This window comes from Halosimplex yunnanense (assembly GCF_054504345.1).
The window spans coordinates 211,535-230,343 of sequence record NZ_JBTJEL010000035.1 but is presented as its reverse complement, the minus strand read 5'-3'; the positions used below and the strand labels follow the sequence as shown (position 1 = coordinate 230,343).

Annotated in this window: 18 protein-coding genes and 1 pseudogene; 7 read left to right on the top strand and 12 right to left on the bottom strand. The window is 66.7% G+C overall.

Features of this window, described 5'->3' with window-relative positions; translation table 11 throughout:
- Window positions 1–567: 567 nt before the first annotated feature.
- The 4 genes from dipA to AB2U09_RS14795 all read left to right on the top strand — a co-directional run bounded on the left by dipA (window position 568) and on the right by AB2U09_RS14795 (window position 2,984).
- Window positions 568–1,209, top strand: a complete 642-nt coding sequence (gene dipA, locus AB2U09_RS14810; protein ID WP_006882467.1) for a divisome-positioning GTPase DipA — start codon at window positions 568–570, stop codon at window positions 1,207–1,209.
- Between the two features lie 4 nt (window positions 1,210–1,213).
- Complete coding sequence (dipB, locus tag AB2U09_RS14805; RefSeq protein WP_459193499.1) at window positions 1,214–1,603, top strand: divisome-positioning protein B; 390 nt, start codon at window positions 1,214–1,216, stop codon at window positions 1,601–1,603.
- A gap of 7 nt (window positions 1,604–1,610) precedes the next feature.
- Window positions 1,611–2,510 carry an OapC/ArvC family zinc-ribbon domain-containing protein gene (locus AB2U09_RS14800; RefSeq protein WP_459193498.1) on the top strand — a complete coding sequence of 300 codons (900 nt, stop codon included), beginning with the start codon at window positions 1,611–1,613 and terminating at the stop codon, window positions 2,508–2,510.
- A gap of 345 nt (window positions 2,511–2,855) precedes the next feature.
- Window positions 2,856–2,984: a hypothetical protein gene (locus AB2U09_RS14795; protein ID WP_459193497.1), complete on the top strand. Its 129-nt coding sequence runs from the start codon at window positions 2,856–2,858 to the stop codon at window positions 2,982–2,984.
- Window positions 2,985–3,134: 150 nt separating this feature from the next.
- On the opposite strand, the gene mdh is transcribed toward AB2U09_RS14795, so the two are convergent.
- Window positions 3,135–4,058, bottom strand: coding sequence for a malate dehydrogenase (gene mdh / locus AB2U09_RS14790; RefSeq protein WP_459193496.1), 924 nt, complete (start codon window positions 4,056–4,058; stop codon window positions 3,135–3,137).
- 161 nt (window positions 4,059–4,219) lie between these two features.
- Between mdh and AB2U09_RS14785 the strand changes: the two genes are divergently transcribed.
- Entirely contained in the window at window positions 4,220–5,035 is an 816-nt protein-coding gene (locus AB2U09_RS14785; RefSeq protein WP_459193495.1) for an Sjogren's syndrome/scleroderma autoantigen 1 family protein, read from the top strand.
- A 45-nt stretch (window positions 5,036–5,080) separates the two neighbouring features.
- Here the strand turns inward: AB2U09_RS14785 and AB2U09_RS14780 are convergent, their stop codons facing one another.
- The 11 genes and pseudogenes from AB2U09_RS14780 to hemB form a co-directional block, all read right to left on the bottom strand.
- On the bottom strand, window positions 5,081–5,614 hold the full coding sequence (locus tag AB2U09_RS14780; RefSeq protein ID WP_459193494.1) for a redoxin domain-containing protein: 534 nt from the start codon (window positions 5,612–5,614) through the stop codon (window positions 5,081–5,083).
- 179 nt (window positions 5,615–5,793) lie between these two features.
- The gene (locus AB2U09_RS14775) at window positions 5,794–8,367 is read right to left on the bottom strand and encodes a DEAD/DEAH box helicase (protein WP_459193493.1); all 2,574 of its coding nucleotides are present in this window, start codon (window positions 8,365–8,367) and stop codon (window positions 5,794–5,796) included.
- A 105-nt stretch (window positions 8,368–8,472) separates the two neighbouring features.
- Window positions 8,473–8,796: a hypothetical protein gene (locus AB2U09_RS14770; RefSeq protein WP_459193492.1), complete on the bottom strand. Its 324-nt coding sequence runs from the start codon at window positions 8,794–8,796 to the stop codon at window positions 8,473–8,475.
- Window positions 8,797–8,885: 89 nt separating this feature from the next.
- The gene (locus AB2U09_RS14765; protein WP_459193491.1) at window positions 8,886–9,467 is read right to left on the bottom strand and encodes a dolichol kinase; all 582 of its coding nucleotides are present in this window, start codon (window positions 9,465–9,467) and stop codon (window positions 8,886–8,888) included.
- 22 nt (window positions 9,468–9,489) lie between these two features.
- Window positions 9,490–11,274: a glycine--tRNA ligase gene (gene glyS / locus AB2U09_RS14760; RefSeq protein ID WP_459193490.1), complete on the bottom strand. Its 1,785-nt coding sequence runs from the start codon at window positions 11,272–11,274 to the stop codon at window positions 9,490–9,492.
- Window positions 11,271–12,119 (bottom strand): CBS domain-containing protein, encoded by an 849-nt coding sequence (locus AB2U09_RS14755; RefSeq protein WP_459193489.1) that lies wholly within the window; start codon window positions 12,117–12,119, stop codon window positions 11,271–11,273. The genes glyS and AB2U09_RS14755 overlap by 4 nt, the downstream gene beginning before the upstream one ends.
- Window positions 12,120–12,260: 141 nt before the next feature.
- The gene (locus AB2U09_RS14750) at window positions 12,261–12,722 is read right to left on the bottom strand and encodes a winged helix-turn-helix transcriptional regulator (RefSeq protein ID WP_459193488.1); all 462 of its coding nucleotides are present in this window, start codon (window positions 12,720–12,722) and stop codon (window positions 12,261–12,263) included.
- A gap of 40 nt (window positions 12,723–12,762) precedes the next feature.
- Window positions 12,763–14,724, bottom strand: a pseudogene (locus tag AB2U09_RS14745) (ammonium transporter).
- A gap of 408 nt (window positions 14,725–15,132) precedes the next feature.
- Window positions 15,133–15,603 (bottom strand): winged helix-turn-helix transcriptional regulator, encoded by a 471-nt coding sequence (locus tag AB2U09_RS14740; RefSeq protein WP_459193487.1) that lies wholly within the window; start codon window positions 15,601–15,603, stop codon window positions 15,133–15,135.
- Between the two features lie 6 nt (window positions 15,604–15,609).
- Complete coding sequence (gene glnK1 / locus AB2U09_RS14735; protein WP_459193486.1) at window positions 15,610–15,963, bottom strand: nitrogen regulatory protein GlnK1; 354 nt, start codon at window positions 15,961–15,963, stop codon at window positions 15,610–15,612.
- Between the two features lie 420 nt (window positions 15,964–16,383).
- Complete coding sequence (gene hemB / locus AB2U09_RS14730; protein ID WP_459193485.1) at window positions 16,384–17,364, bottom strand: porphobilinogen synthase; 981 nt, start codon at window positions 17,362–17,364, stop codon at window positions 16,384–16,386.
- A 224-nt stretch (window positions 17,365–17,588) separates the two neighbouring features.
- Between hemB and AB2U09_RS14725 the strand changes: the two genes are divergently transcribed.
- Window positions 17,589–18,044, top strand: coding sequence for a response regulator (locus AB2U09_RS14725; protein WP_459193484.1), 456 nt, complete (start codon window positions 17,589–17,591; stop codon window positions 18,042–18,044).
- Between the two features lie 91 nt (window positions 18,045–18,135).
- Window positions 18,136–18,783, top strand: coding sequence for a DedA family protein (locus tag AB2U09_RS14720; protein ID WP_459193483.1), 648 nt, complete (start codon window positions 18,136–18,138; stop codon window positions 18,781–18,783).
- Window positions 18,784–18,809: the final 26 nt, after the last annotated feature.

The following is an 18,809-nucleotide window of genomic DNA, read 5'->3' as shown; positions in this document are numbered from 1 at the left end:
TAGGAAAAATCGTATTCGAGATTTGGATACGCTCCAGTAATCTCTTTGTCCGCTCCAGTCGAACACCACCTCCCGTGAACGGCAGCCGCACCCCACGGTCATCCGGGGTTCCACCTGAAACGAAGGGGTGGGGGTGTAGCCCGTTTCACTCGGTCGACTCCATTCGACTCGAAGCCGTGGTCCAGTTCAATCGTGACCTCCACCGTTTCGTGTCCGTCGTATCGAAAGAAGAGGGTGAGCCTCAGCCGACATATCAGACGGGACCGGAGACGCTGCAACTGTTCTCCACCCGTAGTACCGACGACTGTCCTGGTGTCCCAGTCGATGCTCGTGAAACGACGGAAGTCTCCGAGAGATTACTCGGTGGGACATCCGTCTACTCCACGTCCATATCTAGGTACTCAAACTGATATTTTCCGTCACGGTTTCCACGAGGCGGCGAATCGAGGGCCACAGCGGCTGAATTCGACAACTTACGTCGTATAATTTAAATTTGTCTGACGTAGGCTTAAGTAAGTCGGCGCGGCTTATTCCGTCAGATGCGTCCCTGTGGCGCAGGAGGATAGGATGGGACTGTTCACAGAACTCAAAGATAGCATTTCGAGGGCGGCGTCGACGCTGTTCTCGGAAGAGGATCCGAAACGTATCGGCATCTACGGCCCGCCGAACGCCGGGAAGACGACGCTCGCCAACCGCATCGCCCGCGACTGGACCGGGGACGCGGTCGGTCCGGAGAGCCACGTTCCCCACGAGACGCGTCGGGCGCGCAGGAAAGAAGACGTCGAGATCGAGCGCGACGGGAAGACGGTCAACATCGACATCGTCGACACGCCCGGCGTGACGACGAAGGTCGACTACACCGAGTTTCTCGAACACGACATGGAGAAAGACGACGCCGTGCGTCGCTCTCGCGAGGCCACCGAGGGGGTCGCCGAAGCGATGCACTGGCTCCGCGAGGACGTCGACGGCGTCATCTACGTGCTGGACTCGACGGAGGACCCGTTCACGCAGGTCAACACGATGCTCATCGGGATCATCGAGAGCCAGGACCTGCCGGTGTTGATCCTCGCGAACAAGATCGACCTCGAAGAGTCGAGCGTCCAGCGGATCCGCAACGCGTTCCCTCAGCACGAGACCACGGAGCTGTCGGCCCTCGAAGGTGACAACATGGACGAAGTGTACGACCAGATCGCGGAGTACTTCGGGTGATACAATGGCCGAAGCCAAACACCCCGAAGACGAAGACGGAGTGCAGATCGACCTGATCAGCGCCGAGCGAATGGACGGCAAGACGACGATGGAGAAGATCCGGATGATCTTAGACGGCGTCCGGGACAACAACATCGTCGTCCTCGAGGCCGGCCTGACGCCCGACGAGGAGTCGCGGCTCATCGAGGTCACGATGACCGAGATCAGCCCCGACGAGTTCAACGGCATCGAGATCGAGACCTACCCGAAGTCCCAGGCCAACGATTCGAGCCTCCTCGGTCGGCTCATGGGCAAAGAGGAGACGAAGAAACTCACCGTGATCGGCCCGGCCAACCAGATCGAGACGCTCCACAAGGACGAAACCCTGATCAGCGCGCTCGTCTCGCGGAAATAGCCCAGGTATGCCCCATCAGTGCACGAACTGCGACCGGACGTTCGCCGACGGCTCCAAGGAGATGCTGTCGGGGTGTCCGGACTGTGGCGGCACGAAGTTCCAGTTCCGGCCGAACGGATTCGACGGCGGATCCGACGCCGGCGACAGCGCCGCCGCTGACACGGGTTCGGCCTCGGCTTCGACCGCCGAGACGCCACCGGAACCGACCGACCGTCCCGGGGATGCGATGACGCGGACTGTCGGCAACGCCGCCGCGACGGTTCGGGACCTGGTCAGCGGGTCCGCCGGGAAGGACGCGACGAGCGCCACTCCGCCGACGGACGAGTCGCCGTCCGAACCGGCGACGGCGTCCAAGTCCCAGACGACGTCCAAGTCCACGTCCACGACGCGGACCAAGTCCGCCTCGGAATCCGACACTGAGTCGCCGGACCCCTCGGACTCGTCGTTCGACGACGACATCATCATCGCGGAGTCGAAACCCGTCGCGGGCGAGGACACGGCACAGGCCGACGCCCGGAGCGCTGTCGCCGATCCCGAAGAACTCCCGGACTCCGAGAGCTTCGATCCAGCCGAAGACGACTCCGATCCCTCGACGACCGCCGAAACCGAAGACGTCGATGGCAACGAGGCCGAACCGTCGCAGTCTCCCGAGGCCTCCCCGGAGGATGACGCGACCGACCGGACGGTGGCCGACGAACCAGACGCCGAGCGCGCGGACCGGCCGGATCTGGCGGAACTCCGCGAGGAACTCAACGACCAGTTCGAGAGCATCCGCGTCGTCGAACCCGGTCAGTACGAACTCAATCTGATGGAGCTCTACGACCGCGAGGAGTACATCATCGCGCTCCAGGAAGACGGTCGCTACAGTATCCAGGTGCCCGAAACCTGGCGCCAGGCCGACGCCTGACCTCCTGCGTTACAGCGCCGCGTTCTCTCGGTTGCTGCCTGCTCACGGCGGGGCCCTTCCGCCCCAGCCGACGCCACGACTGTTTCCTCTCGACCGACGCCACGATTGTTTCGTCCCGATCGGTACTGCGTCCGCGACTCGCCAGTCGCAAGCCGGAATCGTCAGCTAGTCACGTAGACAAACGCCAGTCAGAAACCGGTCCAGCAGAAATCGGGGCGGTATTCGGCCAGACCGCGGCATTCGTGCCACCATTCCACCGCATGAGTCCGCGTTGACCTGGTTTTCGGTGCAGGCACAATCATTATACTCTCGGCTGTCGATACTCGTCTTAACGGAGGGTTTCCAGTGCACAGACAGCGATCACACCTCGAAGAGTGGGCGTCGTTGCTCGGCGAGCGCGTGTCGGACGACGCCCTCGACGAGGCCGCGCGAGGGGACGGTTCCGCGGACCGGTCGGAGCGGCGCGGGAGCTGAGCCGCTTCGAGCCGAACTTCCTCGGAGTCGAAACCGCACCGTGACCGGACTCGGCCCGTGTTCGACCCGAAGCGGTGCCCGCTGTTCGCCGTCTCGATACGATGAGACTAGAGACTCAGCCTCGGTAGGCCGCTTCGTCCGCTCGGCCGCTCAGTCCTCGCTGGTCATTTGCTCGTACTGGTCGGAGAGCTTCTCGGCGGCCTCGTCCATGAGTTCGCGCTCGTAGTCCGACAGTTCCCACTCGACGACTTCCTCGACGCCGTTCGAGCCGAGCTTGACGGGGACGCCGAACGCGGTGTCCTCGTAGCCGAACTCGCCGTCGAGGACGACCGATCCCGGCAGCACCTCGCCGGTGTCGCGGAGGATGGCTTCGACCATGTGGGCGACGCCCGTCGCGGGGCCCCATTCGGTGGCGCCCTTGCGTTCGATGACGTTCATCGCGGACTCCTGGAGGTCTTCGAGGATCTCCTCGCGCTCGTCGGCGGAGAACTCGGGGTCGCGGCCGTCGACGCGGACCTTCGAGAAGACGGGGACCTGCGCGTCGCCGTGCTCGCCGAGGATCGTCGCTTCGACGTTGCCGACCTGCGTGTCGAAGCGCTCGGAGAGGACGTAGCGGAACCGCGCGGAGTCGAGTCGGCCGCCGAAGCCGACGACCGTGTGGCGGTCGCGGTCGCCCGTCTCGTAGAGGTGGCGGTTGAGCAGGTCGACCGGGTTCGAGGTCGTCACGGTCACGTAGTCGTCGTTGTGCTCGGCGATCGACGAGCCGATGTCGTCCATGATCGGCGCGTTGTCGCCCGCGAGGTCGATGCGGGTCTGGCCGGGCTGGCGGGGGATGCCCGCCGTGATCACGACGACGTCCGAGCCGGCGGTGTCCTCGTAGGTGCCCTGCCGGACGGTCGTGTTCGAGTCGTAGGCGACGCCGTGGTTGGCGTCCGCGGCCTGACCGATCGTGACGTCCTCCTGATCCGGGATGTCGACGAAGACCAGATCGTCGACGATGTCGCGAAGCGCCAGATTGTACCCCGCTGCTGCCCCGACGGTGCCAGCGGCACCGACGATGCTAACTTTCGTCATACCACGTAATCGTTGCCGCGTTCGGTGGGTAAATCTATCGGAACCCGGCGTTTCGACCCGTCAGTCGTCCATTCTCTGTTCGACAGATGACGATAATACCGGCTGGTCGACCGAGTCGACGTGGCGACGGTCTTTTTGGCGGTCGCTGGTATCCTTCGGGTATGAGCGACTTCGACAAGGAAGCCGAGCGCGAGCGGCTCCGCGAGAAATACGAGCGCGACCAGCAAAAGCGGGAGGCCAGCGAGCGGATGAGCGACCTCCTGCTGAAGGGGGCGACGATGACCAACTCCCACTGCGGGAACTGCGGCGATCCGATCTTCCGCTACGACGGCGACGAGTTCTGCCCCACCTGCCAGCAGGTCGTGACCAACGACGAGGCCGCCGAAGACGCCGCGGCGGACGACCAGCAGGACGAAGCTGCACCCACTGCGGACGCGGGCGGTCTCGAAGAGACCGGCGAGGAGGCGGCGAACGGCGACACGCCCGACCACATCGAGATCAAACAGCCCGACGGCCCCGCGGTCCAGACCGGTGGTGACCAGACCGACGAGACCGCGCCGAACGCCTCCGGACCCAAAGCCGGCGCGTCGACCGGAGCGCAGACTGACACGAACCAGGCGGACGCGACCCCAACAGACACGACCGAAGCGCAAGTGGACGCCGCTAGCGAAGACGGCGCGTCGCGACCGGTCCCGTCGGCCGATCCCGCTGGATCGCAGTCGTCCGAGTCCACCCGCTCACAGCCGGTTCAGCCCCAACAATCGACTCAGCCCCGACAGCCGGCTGAAACGGGTTCTACGACCGATCCGAACGACGCGAGCGGGGATTTCGGGGCGGCCCGCGCGTCGCTGGTCCGGACGCTCAGGACGCACGCCGAGCGCGCGGAGAACTCTGAGGATCCGCGGCGCGCTCGCGACCACCTCGCCGCGGCGCGCGAGGCGGCCGAAGCGCTATCGGCGCTGTCCGGTTCGTACTGACGCGGAAAATCTCAGTCCGCGGCTTCCGACATCTCTTCTGCGGTCCTATCGATCGAGGACGTCGAGAGCGGCGTCGAGCGCCTCCTCGGGGCTCGGACACTCCTGTAGGGTCTCGCCGCCCTCGGTGTAGACGAGGCGGGGGTACTCCGAGCGCGTGTCGAGGACGCCGATGCCCGGTAGCGTCTCGGCGCCCAGTTCGACGTCGGCGAAGGCGTCGAACCGCGGCATCCCGTCGGTCATCGCGGGCGTCGCGCCGGCGCCGGCGTCCGCGGCCGCGTTCATCTCGGCGGAGTCGGCGAGTACGGGATAGGTCAGGTCGTAGCGGCGCCGCCAGTACTCGGCGCGCTCGGCCGTGTCGGGGAGCGCGCCGATGACGGCCACGTCCTCGGCGGCGAACGAGTCGAACGCGTCGCTGTAGGCCGTCGCCCGTTCGCGGGATACCTGGCAGTAGTGGTCGCGCAACAGGAGTACGACCACGGCGTCGAACTCGGCGGCGAGATCCTCGCTCGTCACCGTGTCCGGTCCCGGTCCCCCGTTCGGCAACTCGAACCTGACGATCCAGTGCATGCCGTCGCTCATCTGTGACCCCCTGTCGTCCCCCTCAACGAACCGGGGGGTATTCGTTGTTGCGATCGGTCAGATCCTCCACTCGAAACGAAGGGGTTCGCGAATCGAAGTGCGAGGCCTGCCGAACGAACCGGGGAAACGGCAGGTGCGCGACGGTACCCAGCGCTCTCGATACCGGTGTTTTCGGCCGCTCATCCGTCGTAGTCGCTGCCGACGACTTCGCGGAATCGTTCGGCGGTCACCTCGCCGACGCCCTCGGCCGTCTGGAGTTCCTCCGCATCGGCCGTCATCACCGCCTCGACGCTGCCGAACTCGGCGAGTAGCGACTCGGCGGTGACCGGTCCGACCTCCGCGACGCTGGCGACGACGTACTCCTGTTGCTCGGCCAGCGTCTTCGAACTCTTCTCGCCGTGGACGCTGACCGTCCGATCCTCCTGTTCCTGTTCCCGGGTGGCGATGGTCTCCAGCAAGTCAGTGGTCTCGTCCTCGTCGGCCGTCCGGAGGACGCTCGCGCCGAAGTCGACCGCGAGCGAGGCCAGCGCTCCGTTGATGGCGTTCGGGTGGACGTTGCGCTCCCCGTAGAGGTCATCGCCCTCGATGATCACCACCGGGCGGGCGTAGTAGCGAGTCGCGTCTTTCACCTGCTCGAACATCGAGCGCTCGTCACCGCCGGTCAGCGTGTCGAGGAAGTCCGCGACGGTCTTGCGCTCGACGACCACACGGTCCGAGAGGACGTAGTCGCCGACGGCGAGCGTCTCCAGGCGCGTCTCGATCGTGTCCTCCCGCGAGAGGTCCTTCGCGATCGAGGCGTCGAGCTCCCGCTGGTCGACGACGACTTCGACCGACTCCTCGTCGTCCGCGCTCGCGGTCGCGATCTCCCCGTCGGGGTCGTCGCGGGTCACGCCCTCGTCGGAAGCGGAGTCGCCGCCTTCGCCGTCCTCAGTTCTACGTTCCTCGTCGCCTGCGAACGCGTCGAGACCGGCCTGCCCGTCGCCGTCGGCCGATTGCGCGGAAGTTTCGGCCACGCCTCCATCGCGTGCAGACTCGTCATCTTTGGTTGCGGAACCGCTAGCGGACGGCGAGGACTCCTCGTCTTCGGTTGCTGCTTCGCCCCCCGTTTCGTGTGGAACTGCGCCGTCGCCGGACGACGGAGCGCTCTCCGCGGCGCTGCCCGCCTCCTCGAATTCGTCCATCCCGGTCTGGCTGAGTTCGCTCTCGATCTCGCCGGTGATCGCTTTGAGCGAGCGCAACTCCTCTTTCATCCGCTTCTGGTCGTTGCGGGCCTTCCAGAAGTACGCCTCGTCGCGGGTGTCCTCGGCGAGCAGGACCGACACGGCGCCCTCGGTCTGGCGGCCGGTCCGGCCCTTGCGCTGGATGGCACGGATAGCGGTCGGAACGGGCTCGTAGAACAGCACGAGGTCGACCTCGGGCACGTCGAGCCCCTCTTCGGCCACGGACGTCGACACGAGCACCTCGAACTCGCCGGCGCGGAACTCGTCGAGGGCCTCCTGCTGCTCGTTCTGGGTCATCCCGTCGCTCCCCTCGGTGTCGGACTGGCCGACGAACTTCCGGGCGGTGAAGTGCTCGTTCAGGAAGTCCGTCAGCGTCTCGGCGGTGTCGCGGGACTCGGTGAAGACGATGACGCGCTCGCCGTTCTCGATGCCCAGCGTCTGGGCGATGAGCATCCGCGTCCGGCGGAACTTCGGGTGGAGGTCGTCGTAGTCCTCGGCGCGACGGATCGCCTCGCGGACTTTGGGCTCGGAGATCATCCGCTGGTCGGCCTTCGACGCCCCCGAGGAGCGAGCGGCCTGCTTCTGGCGCTCGAAGTACCGCCGGAGGCTCTCGACGCTCTGGGTCTCGGCGTAGGTGACCGCGGTCCGGAGCTTCCGGACTTCGGCGAGCAGGCTCATCCCCTCGTAGCCCTCCGACTGGTCGTTGTTCATCAGCTCCCGGAGCTTGCCCTGTATCTTCTGGATCTCCCGCTCGGAGACGTCGGCCTTGCTCGTGTTGGTCACACCCAGTTCCCGGAGCTTCGAGAGTCGGTCCTCGATGACCTCGTTTATCGCGTCGCGGATCTCGACGACCGTCTCGGGGAGTTCGATGCGTTCCCAGTCGACGGAGGTCTCGTGAGTGTAGGCGGACACGTCGGCGTCCTCCTCGGTCATCACCTCGACCTGCCGGAGGCCGAGGTTGTGGCAGACTTCGAGGATGGCTTCCTCGTCGTCGCCGGGCGAGGCGCTCATCCCCGTCGCGAGCGGGTCGCGGGCCTGTTCGTGGTAGCGCTCGGCGATGTAGTTGTACGCGTAGTCGCCGGTCGCGCGGTGGCACTCGTCGAAGGTGCAGTGAACCACGTCGGTCAGGTCGATCCGCGAGCCGACGAGGTCGTTCTCGACGACCTCGGGCGTCGCGACGACGACCCGTGCGCCCGACCACAGGTCCGCGCGGTCGTCGGGGCGGGTATCGCCGGTGTAGACGACGATCTCGTCGTCGTGGACCTCCAAGGCCTCGCGGTAGAAGTCGGCGTGTTGCTGGACGAGGGGTTTCGTCGGGGCGAGCAGCAGGGACTTGTTGACCACGTCGCCGGCCAGTCGCCCGGCGGTAACCAGCAGGCTCACCGTCGTCTTCCCGAGGCCGGTCGGGAGACAGACGAGCGTGTGCGTCTCGAGGGCGGCGTCGGCCAGCTGGCGCTGGTAGCTCCGGTCCTCGAGGAAGCCGTCGACCAGCAGCGCCCCCGTCACGCCCTCCCCCTCGTCGGTCGTCGCCATTACGGGTGAGTTAGCCGCGCCGGTGGATAAGGCTTCAGGTAGCGCGGTGGAAGTGAAATCGGGTCGTCGACAGGCCGTCCTCGCTGCCGAAACCGCGGGGACTCCTCAGGGAAGGTGGACGAGTTGCAGCCCGTCCTCGGCGTCTTCCAGGCGGGCGTTCGGCAGCGTGCACGGCCACTCGTCGTAGTCGACGGGGAGGTCGCTCTCCCCGGCTTGCCACCGGTCGTAGTCCACGTCTTCCCAGTTCACATCGTACGCTGCACGGTCGCCCCAGCCCAGCCCGTCCCAGGTGTTCTCGTCGATTTCGGCCGACGGTTCGATGAGCAGTTTCCCCCGCTCGTCGTCGTAGTCGACGACCGTACCGATGGGCTTGCCGCGGTCGCGAACGCGCTCGCCGATGTACCGGTCCCAGTCGGGCGCTTCGAGCATGGCGGCGCTAGTCCCGTCCGGGCCATGAACCTCTGGCCTGCCGTGGCAAGCGGCGGAGCCGCGGGCCTCGCCCGACGCCTGTCCGGTGCTCAGACCGGGCTTGCGGGCAGATACTGGATGGCGAGGTACATCGCGACGGCGCCGGCGAGGGGAATAGTGAGGTTGTCGTCGATGACGTAGCCGCGGATGACGGGCTTGATCCCGTCGGCGACGGTGGCGGCGGCGCCGCCGAGAATAGCGGCGATCGGCGGGACGAAGGGGACCGCGAGCAGCGTCGCGACGGCGAAGGTCACCAGCAACACGGAGACGTCCTTGGCGGTCCGGAGTTCGCCGGACCCGAGGAGCCCCGAGACGGGGTCGGCGATGGTCAACATGAGGAGCGCGGGGACCGCGATCTGCCACTCGAAGGCGAGCGCGACGACGGTCATCCCGAAGACGGCGAGGAAGTAGCCGGCGAGGTTGTCCTGCTCGTACTCGCGGGTGAGCTTCTCGTAGATCTGCCAATCGAGGCCGACGATCAGCCGGACGACTTCGAGGGCGAACGCGACGACGAGCCCGCCGACCAGCAACAGCTGGACGTGTCGCCACGTGATCTCGTCGATCAGGAGGAACGCCAGCGGCACCGCTGTCCCGCTCGCGTGCACCAGCCGCCGGGCGATTTCGTCGCGCATTGGAGTGGCTCCGTCGCGAGGCCTACAGCTCGTCGAACGCCAGCTCGCCGTCCTGCAGGGCTTCGAGCGTCTCGGGCAGCTCCTCGATCGGCAGCCGGCGCTGGGCGGTCGTGTCGCGCTTGCGGACGGTGACCGTCCCCGGCTCGCCTTCGTCATCCTCGCGGGCCTCGCCGATGGTCGCGTAGTCGACGGTGACGCAGAACGGCGTCCCGACCTCGTCCTGCCGGCGGTAGCGACGGCCGATGGCGCCCGAGTCGTCGTAGGCGACCGAGAGGCCGCGCTCGCGCAGGTCGGCCGCGACCTCGCGGGCCTGCTCGCCGAGGCCGTCGCGGTCCATCAGCGGGAAGACGCCGACGGTCGTCGGCGCCACTTCCGCGGGGAGTTCGAGGTACGTCCGCTGTTCGCCGTCGACCTCGTCCTCGCGGTAGGAGTGGTCGAGGACGGTGTACAGTGCGCGGTCGATCCCCAGCGACGGCTCGACGACGTGGGGCAGGACGTGCTCGCCGGACTCGGTGACTTCCTCGACGGCGAAGCCGGTCTGCTCGACGGGGACTTCGTAGCTCTCGCCGTCGACGTCGACGGTGACTGCGCCGTCCTCGCCGGCGTCGCGGAAGGCGTCTGGGTCGGACTCGGCGAGTTCCTCCAGCGCGTCGGCCACGTCGCCGGCGGCGCCGCCGAACTCAGGCCCGAGGGCGCTCATGTCGGGGTCGACGGTGGGCCGCTCGACGGTGACCGGCTCGTCGTACTGGCGGAAGACGGTGTAGTCCTCGTCGGAGTACTCGTCGTGTTTCGAGAGGTCGTAGTCAGAGCGGTAGGCGAAGCCGGCGAGTTCGATCCAGTCGCCGTCGACCTCGGCCTCGGCGTCCCAGCAGTCCGCGGCGTAGTGGGCGCGCTCGCCGGAGAGGTGCTGGCGGAAGCGGAACCGGTCCATGTCGACGCCGATGGACGCGTACCACTCGGCAGCCACGCCGAGGTAGTAGGCGATCCACGGGTCCGCGACGAGGCCGCGCTCGTGGGCCTCGCCGACGGTGATTTCCAGGGGTTCGCCGTCCTCGGCCTCCTGCTGGTCGACGCCGTAGAAGGGCGCGACCACGTCCGCGACGGCGTCGAGGTCCGGCCCCTCGTCGCTCTCGGGATCGATGAACAGTTCGAGCTCGGCCTGCGTGAACTCGCGCACGCGAAGCAGCGACTTCCGCGGGCTGATCTCGTTGCGGTAGGCGCGGCCGATCTGCGTGACGCCGAAGGGCAGCTGGTTGCGGGCGTACTCCTTGAGTTGCGGGAACTCGACGAAGATGCCCTGTGCGGTCTCCGGGCGCAGGTAGCCCGGCGACGAGGAACCGGGGCCGATGTTCGTCTCGAACATGAGGTTGAAGTCCTCGATGGCCTGCCCGGCGAGACCGGTGCCGCAGGTCGGGCAGACGAGTTCGTACTCGGCGATGATCTCGCCGACGCGCTCGGGACCGAGGCCCTCCGCTTCCTCGTAGTCGGTGTTGTCCTCGACGACGTGGTCGGCGCGGTGGGACTCGCCGCACTCGGGGCACTCGACGAGCATGTCGTCGAAGCCGTCGAGGTGGCCCGAGGCCTCGAAGACCGCCTCGGGCATCACGGTGGGCGCGTCGATCTCCATGTTGCCTTCGCGGACGGTGAACCGGTCGCGCCAGGCGTTCTCGACGTTGTCCTTGAGGCTGGCCCCCTGCGGACCGAACGTATAAAAACCGGAGACGCCGCCGTAGGCGCCCGCGCTCTGCAGGAAGAAGCCGCGGCGCTTGGCCAGCTCGGTCAGATCGTAGTCGCCCTCCTCGCTCATCGAAGCGCCTCCAGCAGATCCATGTCGCGGACGATGCCCTCCAGCTCGTCGCCCCCGACCAGCGGGATCTGCTCGATGTCGTGTTCGATCATCAGCTGCGCGGCGTCCTGGGCGGAGCGGCGGCCGCTGATGGTGACCAGATCGCTGGTCATGAACTCCGAGACGGGGCCGGCCGGGAGCTCGACGTTCCGGGTGGGCATGTAGCGGCTGCCGACGGCCTTGACGCTCTCCCACTTCCAGTCGTCGTCGTCGGCGGCGAGGCTGTCGCCGGTCTCCTCCTCGCCCTCGACGACGCGGGCGACGTCGATGATGTCGACCTCGGTGATCATCCCGCTGGTCTCGCCGACCTCGTCGAGCGCGACGCCGTAGGGGACGTCGGCGTGGGAGAGTTCGCGCTCGGCGACCGGGAGCGGCGTCCCCTCGTAGACGCAGTTGACGTCCCGGCGGGCGAGCCCGTCGACGGTGACCTCGCCGTCGACGTCGCCGGTCGCGATGGCGCGGACGACGTCGGTGATGGTGACGATACCTTCGAGTCGGCCGTCCACGACGGGGATGCGGCGGGCGTATTCTTCGAGCATCAGCCCCGCCAGTTCCTCCAGCGTCGAATCGGCGCTGGTGGTGGGAACCTCCTCGACGAGCATGGCGAGCTGGTCCTCGTCGGGCTCGTCGATGAGCGCGTCGCGGGAGACGAGCCCGCGGAACTCCTCGCCCTCGTCGCCGTCGGTGACGACGGGGACCGAGGAGAAAGCCCGCTCTTGGAGGTACTCGAGGACGTCGTCCCGGGTGCCGGGTAGCTCGACCGTGACGAGGTCCTCGCGGGGCGTCATTACGTCTGCGACGTTCATAGTACAGCGTACTCCCAGCCCCAAATACTAAGACCTTACACTTCCCCCCGCGCCGGGGAGCCGTTCAGATTCCTCGATCGCCGAAAAACGTCCTTCCCCGTTCGTCGGGGCGCTTTCACTCCTCCCCGCTCGCCGGAAGCCTCACTCCTCGACCGGGAGCGCGACCGGGTCGTTCTCGCAGACGGTCTCCAGCACGACGTCCGTCGAGACGGCCTCGATCCGGGCGTTGGTGAGCAGCGCCTTGATCTGGGCGTTCAGCGCTTCCGTGTCCTCGAACTTGCCGATGGCGACCACGTCGTCGCTGCCGGTGACCTCGTAGACGCCGATCATGTGGCCGGTCTCGCGTAGGTCGCTGACCACCCCGGGGAGGCCGTCGCCGGTCACGTCGAGCCGGAAGACGGCGGTCACCTCGTAGCCGAAGCCGGCGTAGTCGACCTCGGCGCGGTAACCCTCGATGACGTCTTCGTCCTCGAGCGTCCGGATCCGCTTGGTCGCGGTGGCGGTCGCGATGCCGACCGCGTCGGCCAGTTCGTTCGCGCTCGCGCGGCCGTCGTCCAGGAGCCCGTTGACTAGCTGCCTGTCGATGTCGTCGATATCGGTCATTGGTCGCGTGTGTCGTGAGTGAGCGGGGACCACGGAGGCATCAGACCGCGTCGCGGCCGGTCTTGCCCGTGCGGATCTGGGTCGCGCTCTCGACCGGCAGGACGAACACCTTGCCGTCGCCCTTCTCGCCGGTGTTGGCCCCCTCGACGATGGCGTCGACGACGTCCTGTGCCGGGATGTCGGCGACGACGCACTCGATTTTGACCTTCTGGTGCAGGTCGACGACGTACTCCTCGCCGCGCCACTGGCCCTTCTTCGCGGGCTGTGAGCCGCGGCCGGAGACGTTCGTCACCGTCAGCGACGGCGCGCCGATCTCAGCGAGCGCCTGTTTCACGTCGCCAAGCTTGTCCGGGCGGACCATCGCGACGACCATCTTGATCTCGCCGTCGTTCGCTTCTCCTCCGTCGGTTCGAATCTCCTGTTCGGTGTCGTCCGTGGGTTCGTGTTGGGTGTCGTTCATGTCGTCTCCTCCGTCAGTTCGGATCCGGTTGTCGGTGGTGTTCGCCGCGACATTTGCGCGGTCGTCCGTCTCGATATCGTCGGCGTGTGCGCCGTTGCTCACGAGTCAGTCACTCCGTTCGTTCGCGTCGCGTTCGGCCGGGACGAAGTCCTCCTCGAGGAGCCCGCCGTCGGTGCGGATCTCGCCGCCGTCAGAGCGGAGCTCTGACGAGGTCTCGTTCGGTTCGCTCACGACACCGCCGTCCGCGACCGCTGCGCCCTCGTCGCCGAACTCGGGGTAGGTCTCGACGCCGTGCTCGCTGGTGTCGAGGCCGTCCTGCTCGTGTTCGCGGCTGACGCGGGCCTGACCGGCGGCCTTGAAGGCGCCCCAGATGGCGCCGGTCGTCAGCACCGTCCAGACGGTGATGACCGCGACGCCGGCGACTTGGGCGATGAAGCCCTCGATCATGAAGCCGACGTCGGGCCCGCCGCTCCAGGCCTCGACGGCGACGAACGAGTACATGAGCGTCCCGATGACGCCCGCGCTCCCGTGGACGGGGAAGACCGCACAGACGTCGTCGATGTTGAGGCGCTTCTCGACGATCGAGAAGACGATGGGCAGCTGTGCGCCGGCGACGCCGCCGACGAGGAACGCACCCCACCAGGTCGTCGTGTGAGGGATCGCGGTGATCCCGACGAGCCCGGCGAGCAGCCCGTTGGCGACGTAGAGCGTGTCGACCTTGCCGGTCTTTGCCCACGCGACGAGGCCGGCGCCCATCGCGCCGCAGGCCATCGCGAGCGTGGTGGTCATCGCAACGCGACCGAGCTGGTCGGCCAGGAAGGCGTTCTCGGTGTTGAAGATCGCCGAGGTGCCGACGTTGAAGCCGTACCAGCCGAACGCGAGCATCAGCGTGCCGAGCACGGCGAAGGTCATCGAGTGCCCGGGGATGACGTTCGCCGATCCGTCGTCGTTGAACCGGCCGATGCGCGGGCCGAGTACCCACGCGGCAGTGAGGCCGGCGATGCCGCCCATCGCGTGGACGACCGTCCCGCCCGCGAAGTCGGTGAAGGCCATGCCGACGGCCTGGCCGACGGCGCCGTCAGCGCCGAGCAGGCCGGTCACGTACCAGGCCATCCCGGAGACGACGGGGTAGATGACCGCAGCGAGCAGGAGCGTGTAGGTGACGTACGCGCGGAGCTTCGCGCGACCGGCGACGGCCCCGGAGACGATGGTCGCCGCCGTCATCGCGAAGACGGCGCCGTAGAGCCAGCCGATCCAGTCGGCGGCGGTCTCAGCGGCGAACGCGGGCGAGAAACTCCCCGTCCCGACGAGACTGTCGACGCCGGCGCCTATCAGGAAAAACACCGTCACGCCGACGCTCCAGGTGAGCAGGTTCTTCGTCAGCTGGTTCGAGACGTTCTTCGAGCGCACCTGCCCCGCCTCCAGCATGGCGAAGCCGGCGTGCATGAAGAAGATCAGGAACGTGACGACCAGTATCCACGTGTTGTTTATCGCGTCGATCAGCGTTTGCGTGTCGGTCTGTAGCGCAGTTGGGTCGAACATGGGTCGTGTCTTGGGGGTGTGTCGAATTCGTTTCGATTTGTTCCGAATCGTTCAGACGATCGCGGAATTACACTCCGAACGTTTCGGAGAGCACGGGAGAACTGTGCGGAATGGTACACCATAAGGGTTAGCTTTACGATTGCATATATTTCAGGGTGTTAGGTAGATAAACGTCAAAATTGCAGTAGAGTATTACGTGTTTAAGGTTGTATTCCGTCCAGAAAGCAGCCGCTGACGCGGACGAATTCTGGACGGTCGTCAACCATCGGATCAGGCAAAAAGCGCGAAAACGGGGGTATCGGCCGCTCGCGCGGTCGTCGTGACGTTCCGATCGAAGACGGGCGAAAAAGTGATCAGATGCTGCCGCTCGGTCGTGGTCCGTGTTGACCGGTCGCGGTCGGTGACTGGCTACTCGGCGTCGGCCGGGGCGGCCGGGACCGGGGCGTACTCACAGACGGTGTCGAGCGCGATGCTCGTCCGCGCGGCGTGCACTTCGGAGTGGGTGAGCAGGTCCTTGATCTGGGCGTTCATCGCCTCGGTGGTCTCGAACTTGCCGATTGCGACCACGTCGTCGCTACCGGTGACCTCGTAGACGCCGATCATGTGGCCGGTCTCGCGCAGATCCTCGACGACCTCCGTGAGCCCCGATCCCTCCACGTCGAGCCGAAAGACGGCGGTCACCTCGTAGCCGAAGGCTTCGTAGTCGATCTCGGGCCGGTAGCCGTCGATGACCTCCGACTCCTCCAGTCGCTGGAGTCGCTTGGTCGCGGTCGCCGTCGCGACCCCGGCGGCCTCGGCGAGCTCGCTCGCGCTGGCTCGGCCGTTGTCCAGTAGTGCGTCGAGGATCCGTCTGTCAGTGTCGTCGATATCCGCGGACATCCAACGTCAGACCGCCTCCGGACCCGACTCGCCTGTCCGGACCTGTACCGCTTCGCCCACCGGCATGACGAAGACCTTGCCGTCGCCGGGCTCGCCCGTCTGGGCGGCGTCCGCGATGGCGTCGACGACGTCCTGTGCGGGGATGTCGGCGACCACGCACTCGATTTTGACCTTCTGGTGCAGGTCGATGGCGTACTCCTCGCCGCGCCACTGGCCCGTCTTCGCGGGCTGTGAGCCGCGGCCGGAGACGTTCGTCACCGTCAGCGACGGCGCGCCGACCTCGGCGAGCGCTTGCTTGACGTCACCCAGCTTGTCCGGGCGGACGACAGCGAGGACCATCTCGATGTCGCCGTCAGGCATCGGCGATACCTCCCTGTAGACCGCCGTCCGCGCGGCGATCCGACGGGCCGTCGGCGACGGCGATATCTTGACGATCGTCTACACTCCTATCAAATATCGAAACGTTCGTGGTCGCCATCTCGATTAGAGTTCACGAACCCCTCTCACATAACGCTATACTTGATATTTTGTGAAATTGGGGCGAAGAATGAGACAGACGTCAAAACTATCCAATAGTATTATGGATAATAGGTTGTCGGTCGTCCAGAATAGCGGGCATTCGTTCGGGTCGAATTTGACACGCGTCGACCCGGTTCGAGGTGACCGCCCGGTGGCGGCTAGTGGCTCAACTCGTGGGCGAGCGTGGTCGTCGAGCCGCGAACCTACCGATGAATCGCCGAACACTGTCCCGAAGAACGGGAGCCGAGGACGCCGCGTCCGCTACAGTCGCTGGGCCACGTCCTCGGCGAAGTAGGTGACGATGATGTCCGCGCCGGCGCGTTTGATCGACAGCAGCGACTCGTGGGCGACGGCCTCCAGGTCAAGCCAGCCCTTCTCGGCGGCGGCGTGAAGCATCGCGTACTCGCCGGAGACGTTGTAGGCGGCGACGGGGTGGTCGAAGTTCTCGCGCACCTCCGCGACCACGTCGAGGTACGGCAGCGCGGGCTTGACCATCAGCACGTCGGCGCCCTCCTCGACGTCGAGGGCGACCTCGCGCATCGCTTCGCGGCCGTTGGCGGGGTCCATCTGGTAGTGACGGCGGTCGCCGAACGCCGGCGCACCGTCCGCGGCGTCGCGAAACGGCCCGTAGAACGCCGACTCGTACTTTGCGGCGTAGCTCATGATCGGCGTCGACTCGAAGCCGCGCTCGTCCAGCGCTCCGCGGATGGCCCCGATCATCCCGTCGGTCATGCTGGACGGCGCGATCATGTCCGCGCCCGCCTCGGCGTGGGAGACGGCGGTCTTCGCCAGCAACTCCAGCGTCCGGTCGTTGTCGACGGTCATGTGCGGGTCTTCGCGGGCGCCGTCCTCGATGATACCGCAGTGGCCGTGCTCGGTGTACTCGCAGAGGCAGACGTCGGTGATGACGTAGGCGTCGGTCTCGTCGGTGATCGCCCGGACGGCCCGCTGGACGACGCCGTCGTCTGCCCACGCGCGCGAGCCCTCGGCGTCTTTCGACTCGGGGATACCGAACAGGATGACGGCCTCGACGCCGGTCTCGCGGACCTCGCGGACGCGCTCGACGGCCTGGTCGACGGGCACCCGCTCGTGGCCGGGCATCGATCCGATCGGGACGCGCTCGTCGGTCGTCGCGTCGACGAACACGGGTGCGACGAGGTCCGACGCCGACAGGTCGGTCTCCCGAACTAGCGGTCGGACGCCGTCGCTCCGGAGTCGACGGGGGCGGCGTGTCAGGTCCATACCGCTTCTGGGCGCCTCACCGCCTTCAGCCCTGCCATCCGTCCGGCGACCGACCGTTCCCCGGGATCCACGCCGCTCGCGCCCGACTGCGGTCTTGCGGTTAGATCCGAACTGGGCTCTCGATCGGGGCGTACGTGCCAGAGCGACGCCTCCGCACGGCCAATCCATTTAGGGGTGTGGACTAACCCGAGGTGGACCAATCCAGTAGTAGGAACTACGTCCCCGTGAGTAACCCCTTCACCCGCGGACGGACTCCGACCTTCGATATCCTGCTCGTCGAGTCGGCACCGGACGACGCCGAGGCGTTCATCGAGGCGTTCGAGACCACGGAGTACACCGAGAGCGTCCACGTCGTGACCGACGGAGGCACCGCCCTCGACTTTCTCCACGACCGGGGCGACTACGAAGACGCGCCCCGTCCGGACCTCATCCTCCTCGATCTGCACGTCTCCGAGCCCGACGGGGCCGTGATCCTCGACGAGTTGGCCGGCCACGACGAACTGGCCCCTGTCCCCGTCGTCGCGGTGAAGGCGTCGGACGCCCCCGAAGAGGTCTTCGACACCTACGACCGCAACGCGAACGCCTTCGTCGAGAAGCCCGCGACGGCCGACGGGTTCGCGAACCTCGCCGAAGCGATCGAGCGGTTCTGGCTCCGGGAAGCGAAACTCCCGCCGAAGTAATCCGCCGTCGCCGCACACGCGCCCGTCATTCCCGCGGTTGACGTACGATAGCGGAAGACATTTGGCCCACACGCTCCGACCGGTCGATCGAATGGCATCGCTGGAATCGGGCGATCGGTCCCGACTGCGCGGGTTCGCCGAGGACTACGGACTGATCGCCGTCGCCGGCTTCTTCTTCCTGCTGGCGGTCGCGGGCGTCGTCCTCTTCGTCTTGGGCGACGAGGAGTTCGCCAAGCAGGTCATCGACACGTACGGGCTGCCTGCGCTGTTCCCCATCTTCGTCCTCGAAGGGGCAATGTTGCTGTATTTCGCCCCCAGCGAGGCGCTGGTGCCCGGCGCCATCGAGTTCCTCGCCACCGAGCCCTCGGGCTACGAGTGGCCGACGATCGCGCTCATCTTCGTCGTCGCGACGGTCGGCGCGACGCTGGGACAGGTCGCGCTGTTCCTCCTCGCCAAGCGGGGCGGCCGCGAGTGGCTGCTCCGGAAGCCGTGGTTCCGCATCGAGGAGTCGAAACTCGACCGCTTCGACGGCTGGTTCGACCGCTGGGGCAAGTGGGCGGTGCTCGTCAGCAACGCGCTCATCCTCACGCGCGGCATGCTCACCGTCCCGGCCGGCGTCGCCGAGATGGACGTCCGGGAGTTCGCCGCGCTCTCGGCGGTCGGGACGATCATCTTCGAGACGTGGCTCGCGCTCTTCTGGCACTACGCCGTCTCGCTGGGCCTGCTGAACTTCTTCTGAACACTCCTGTCACTGATTGACGAGGC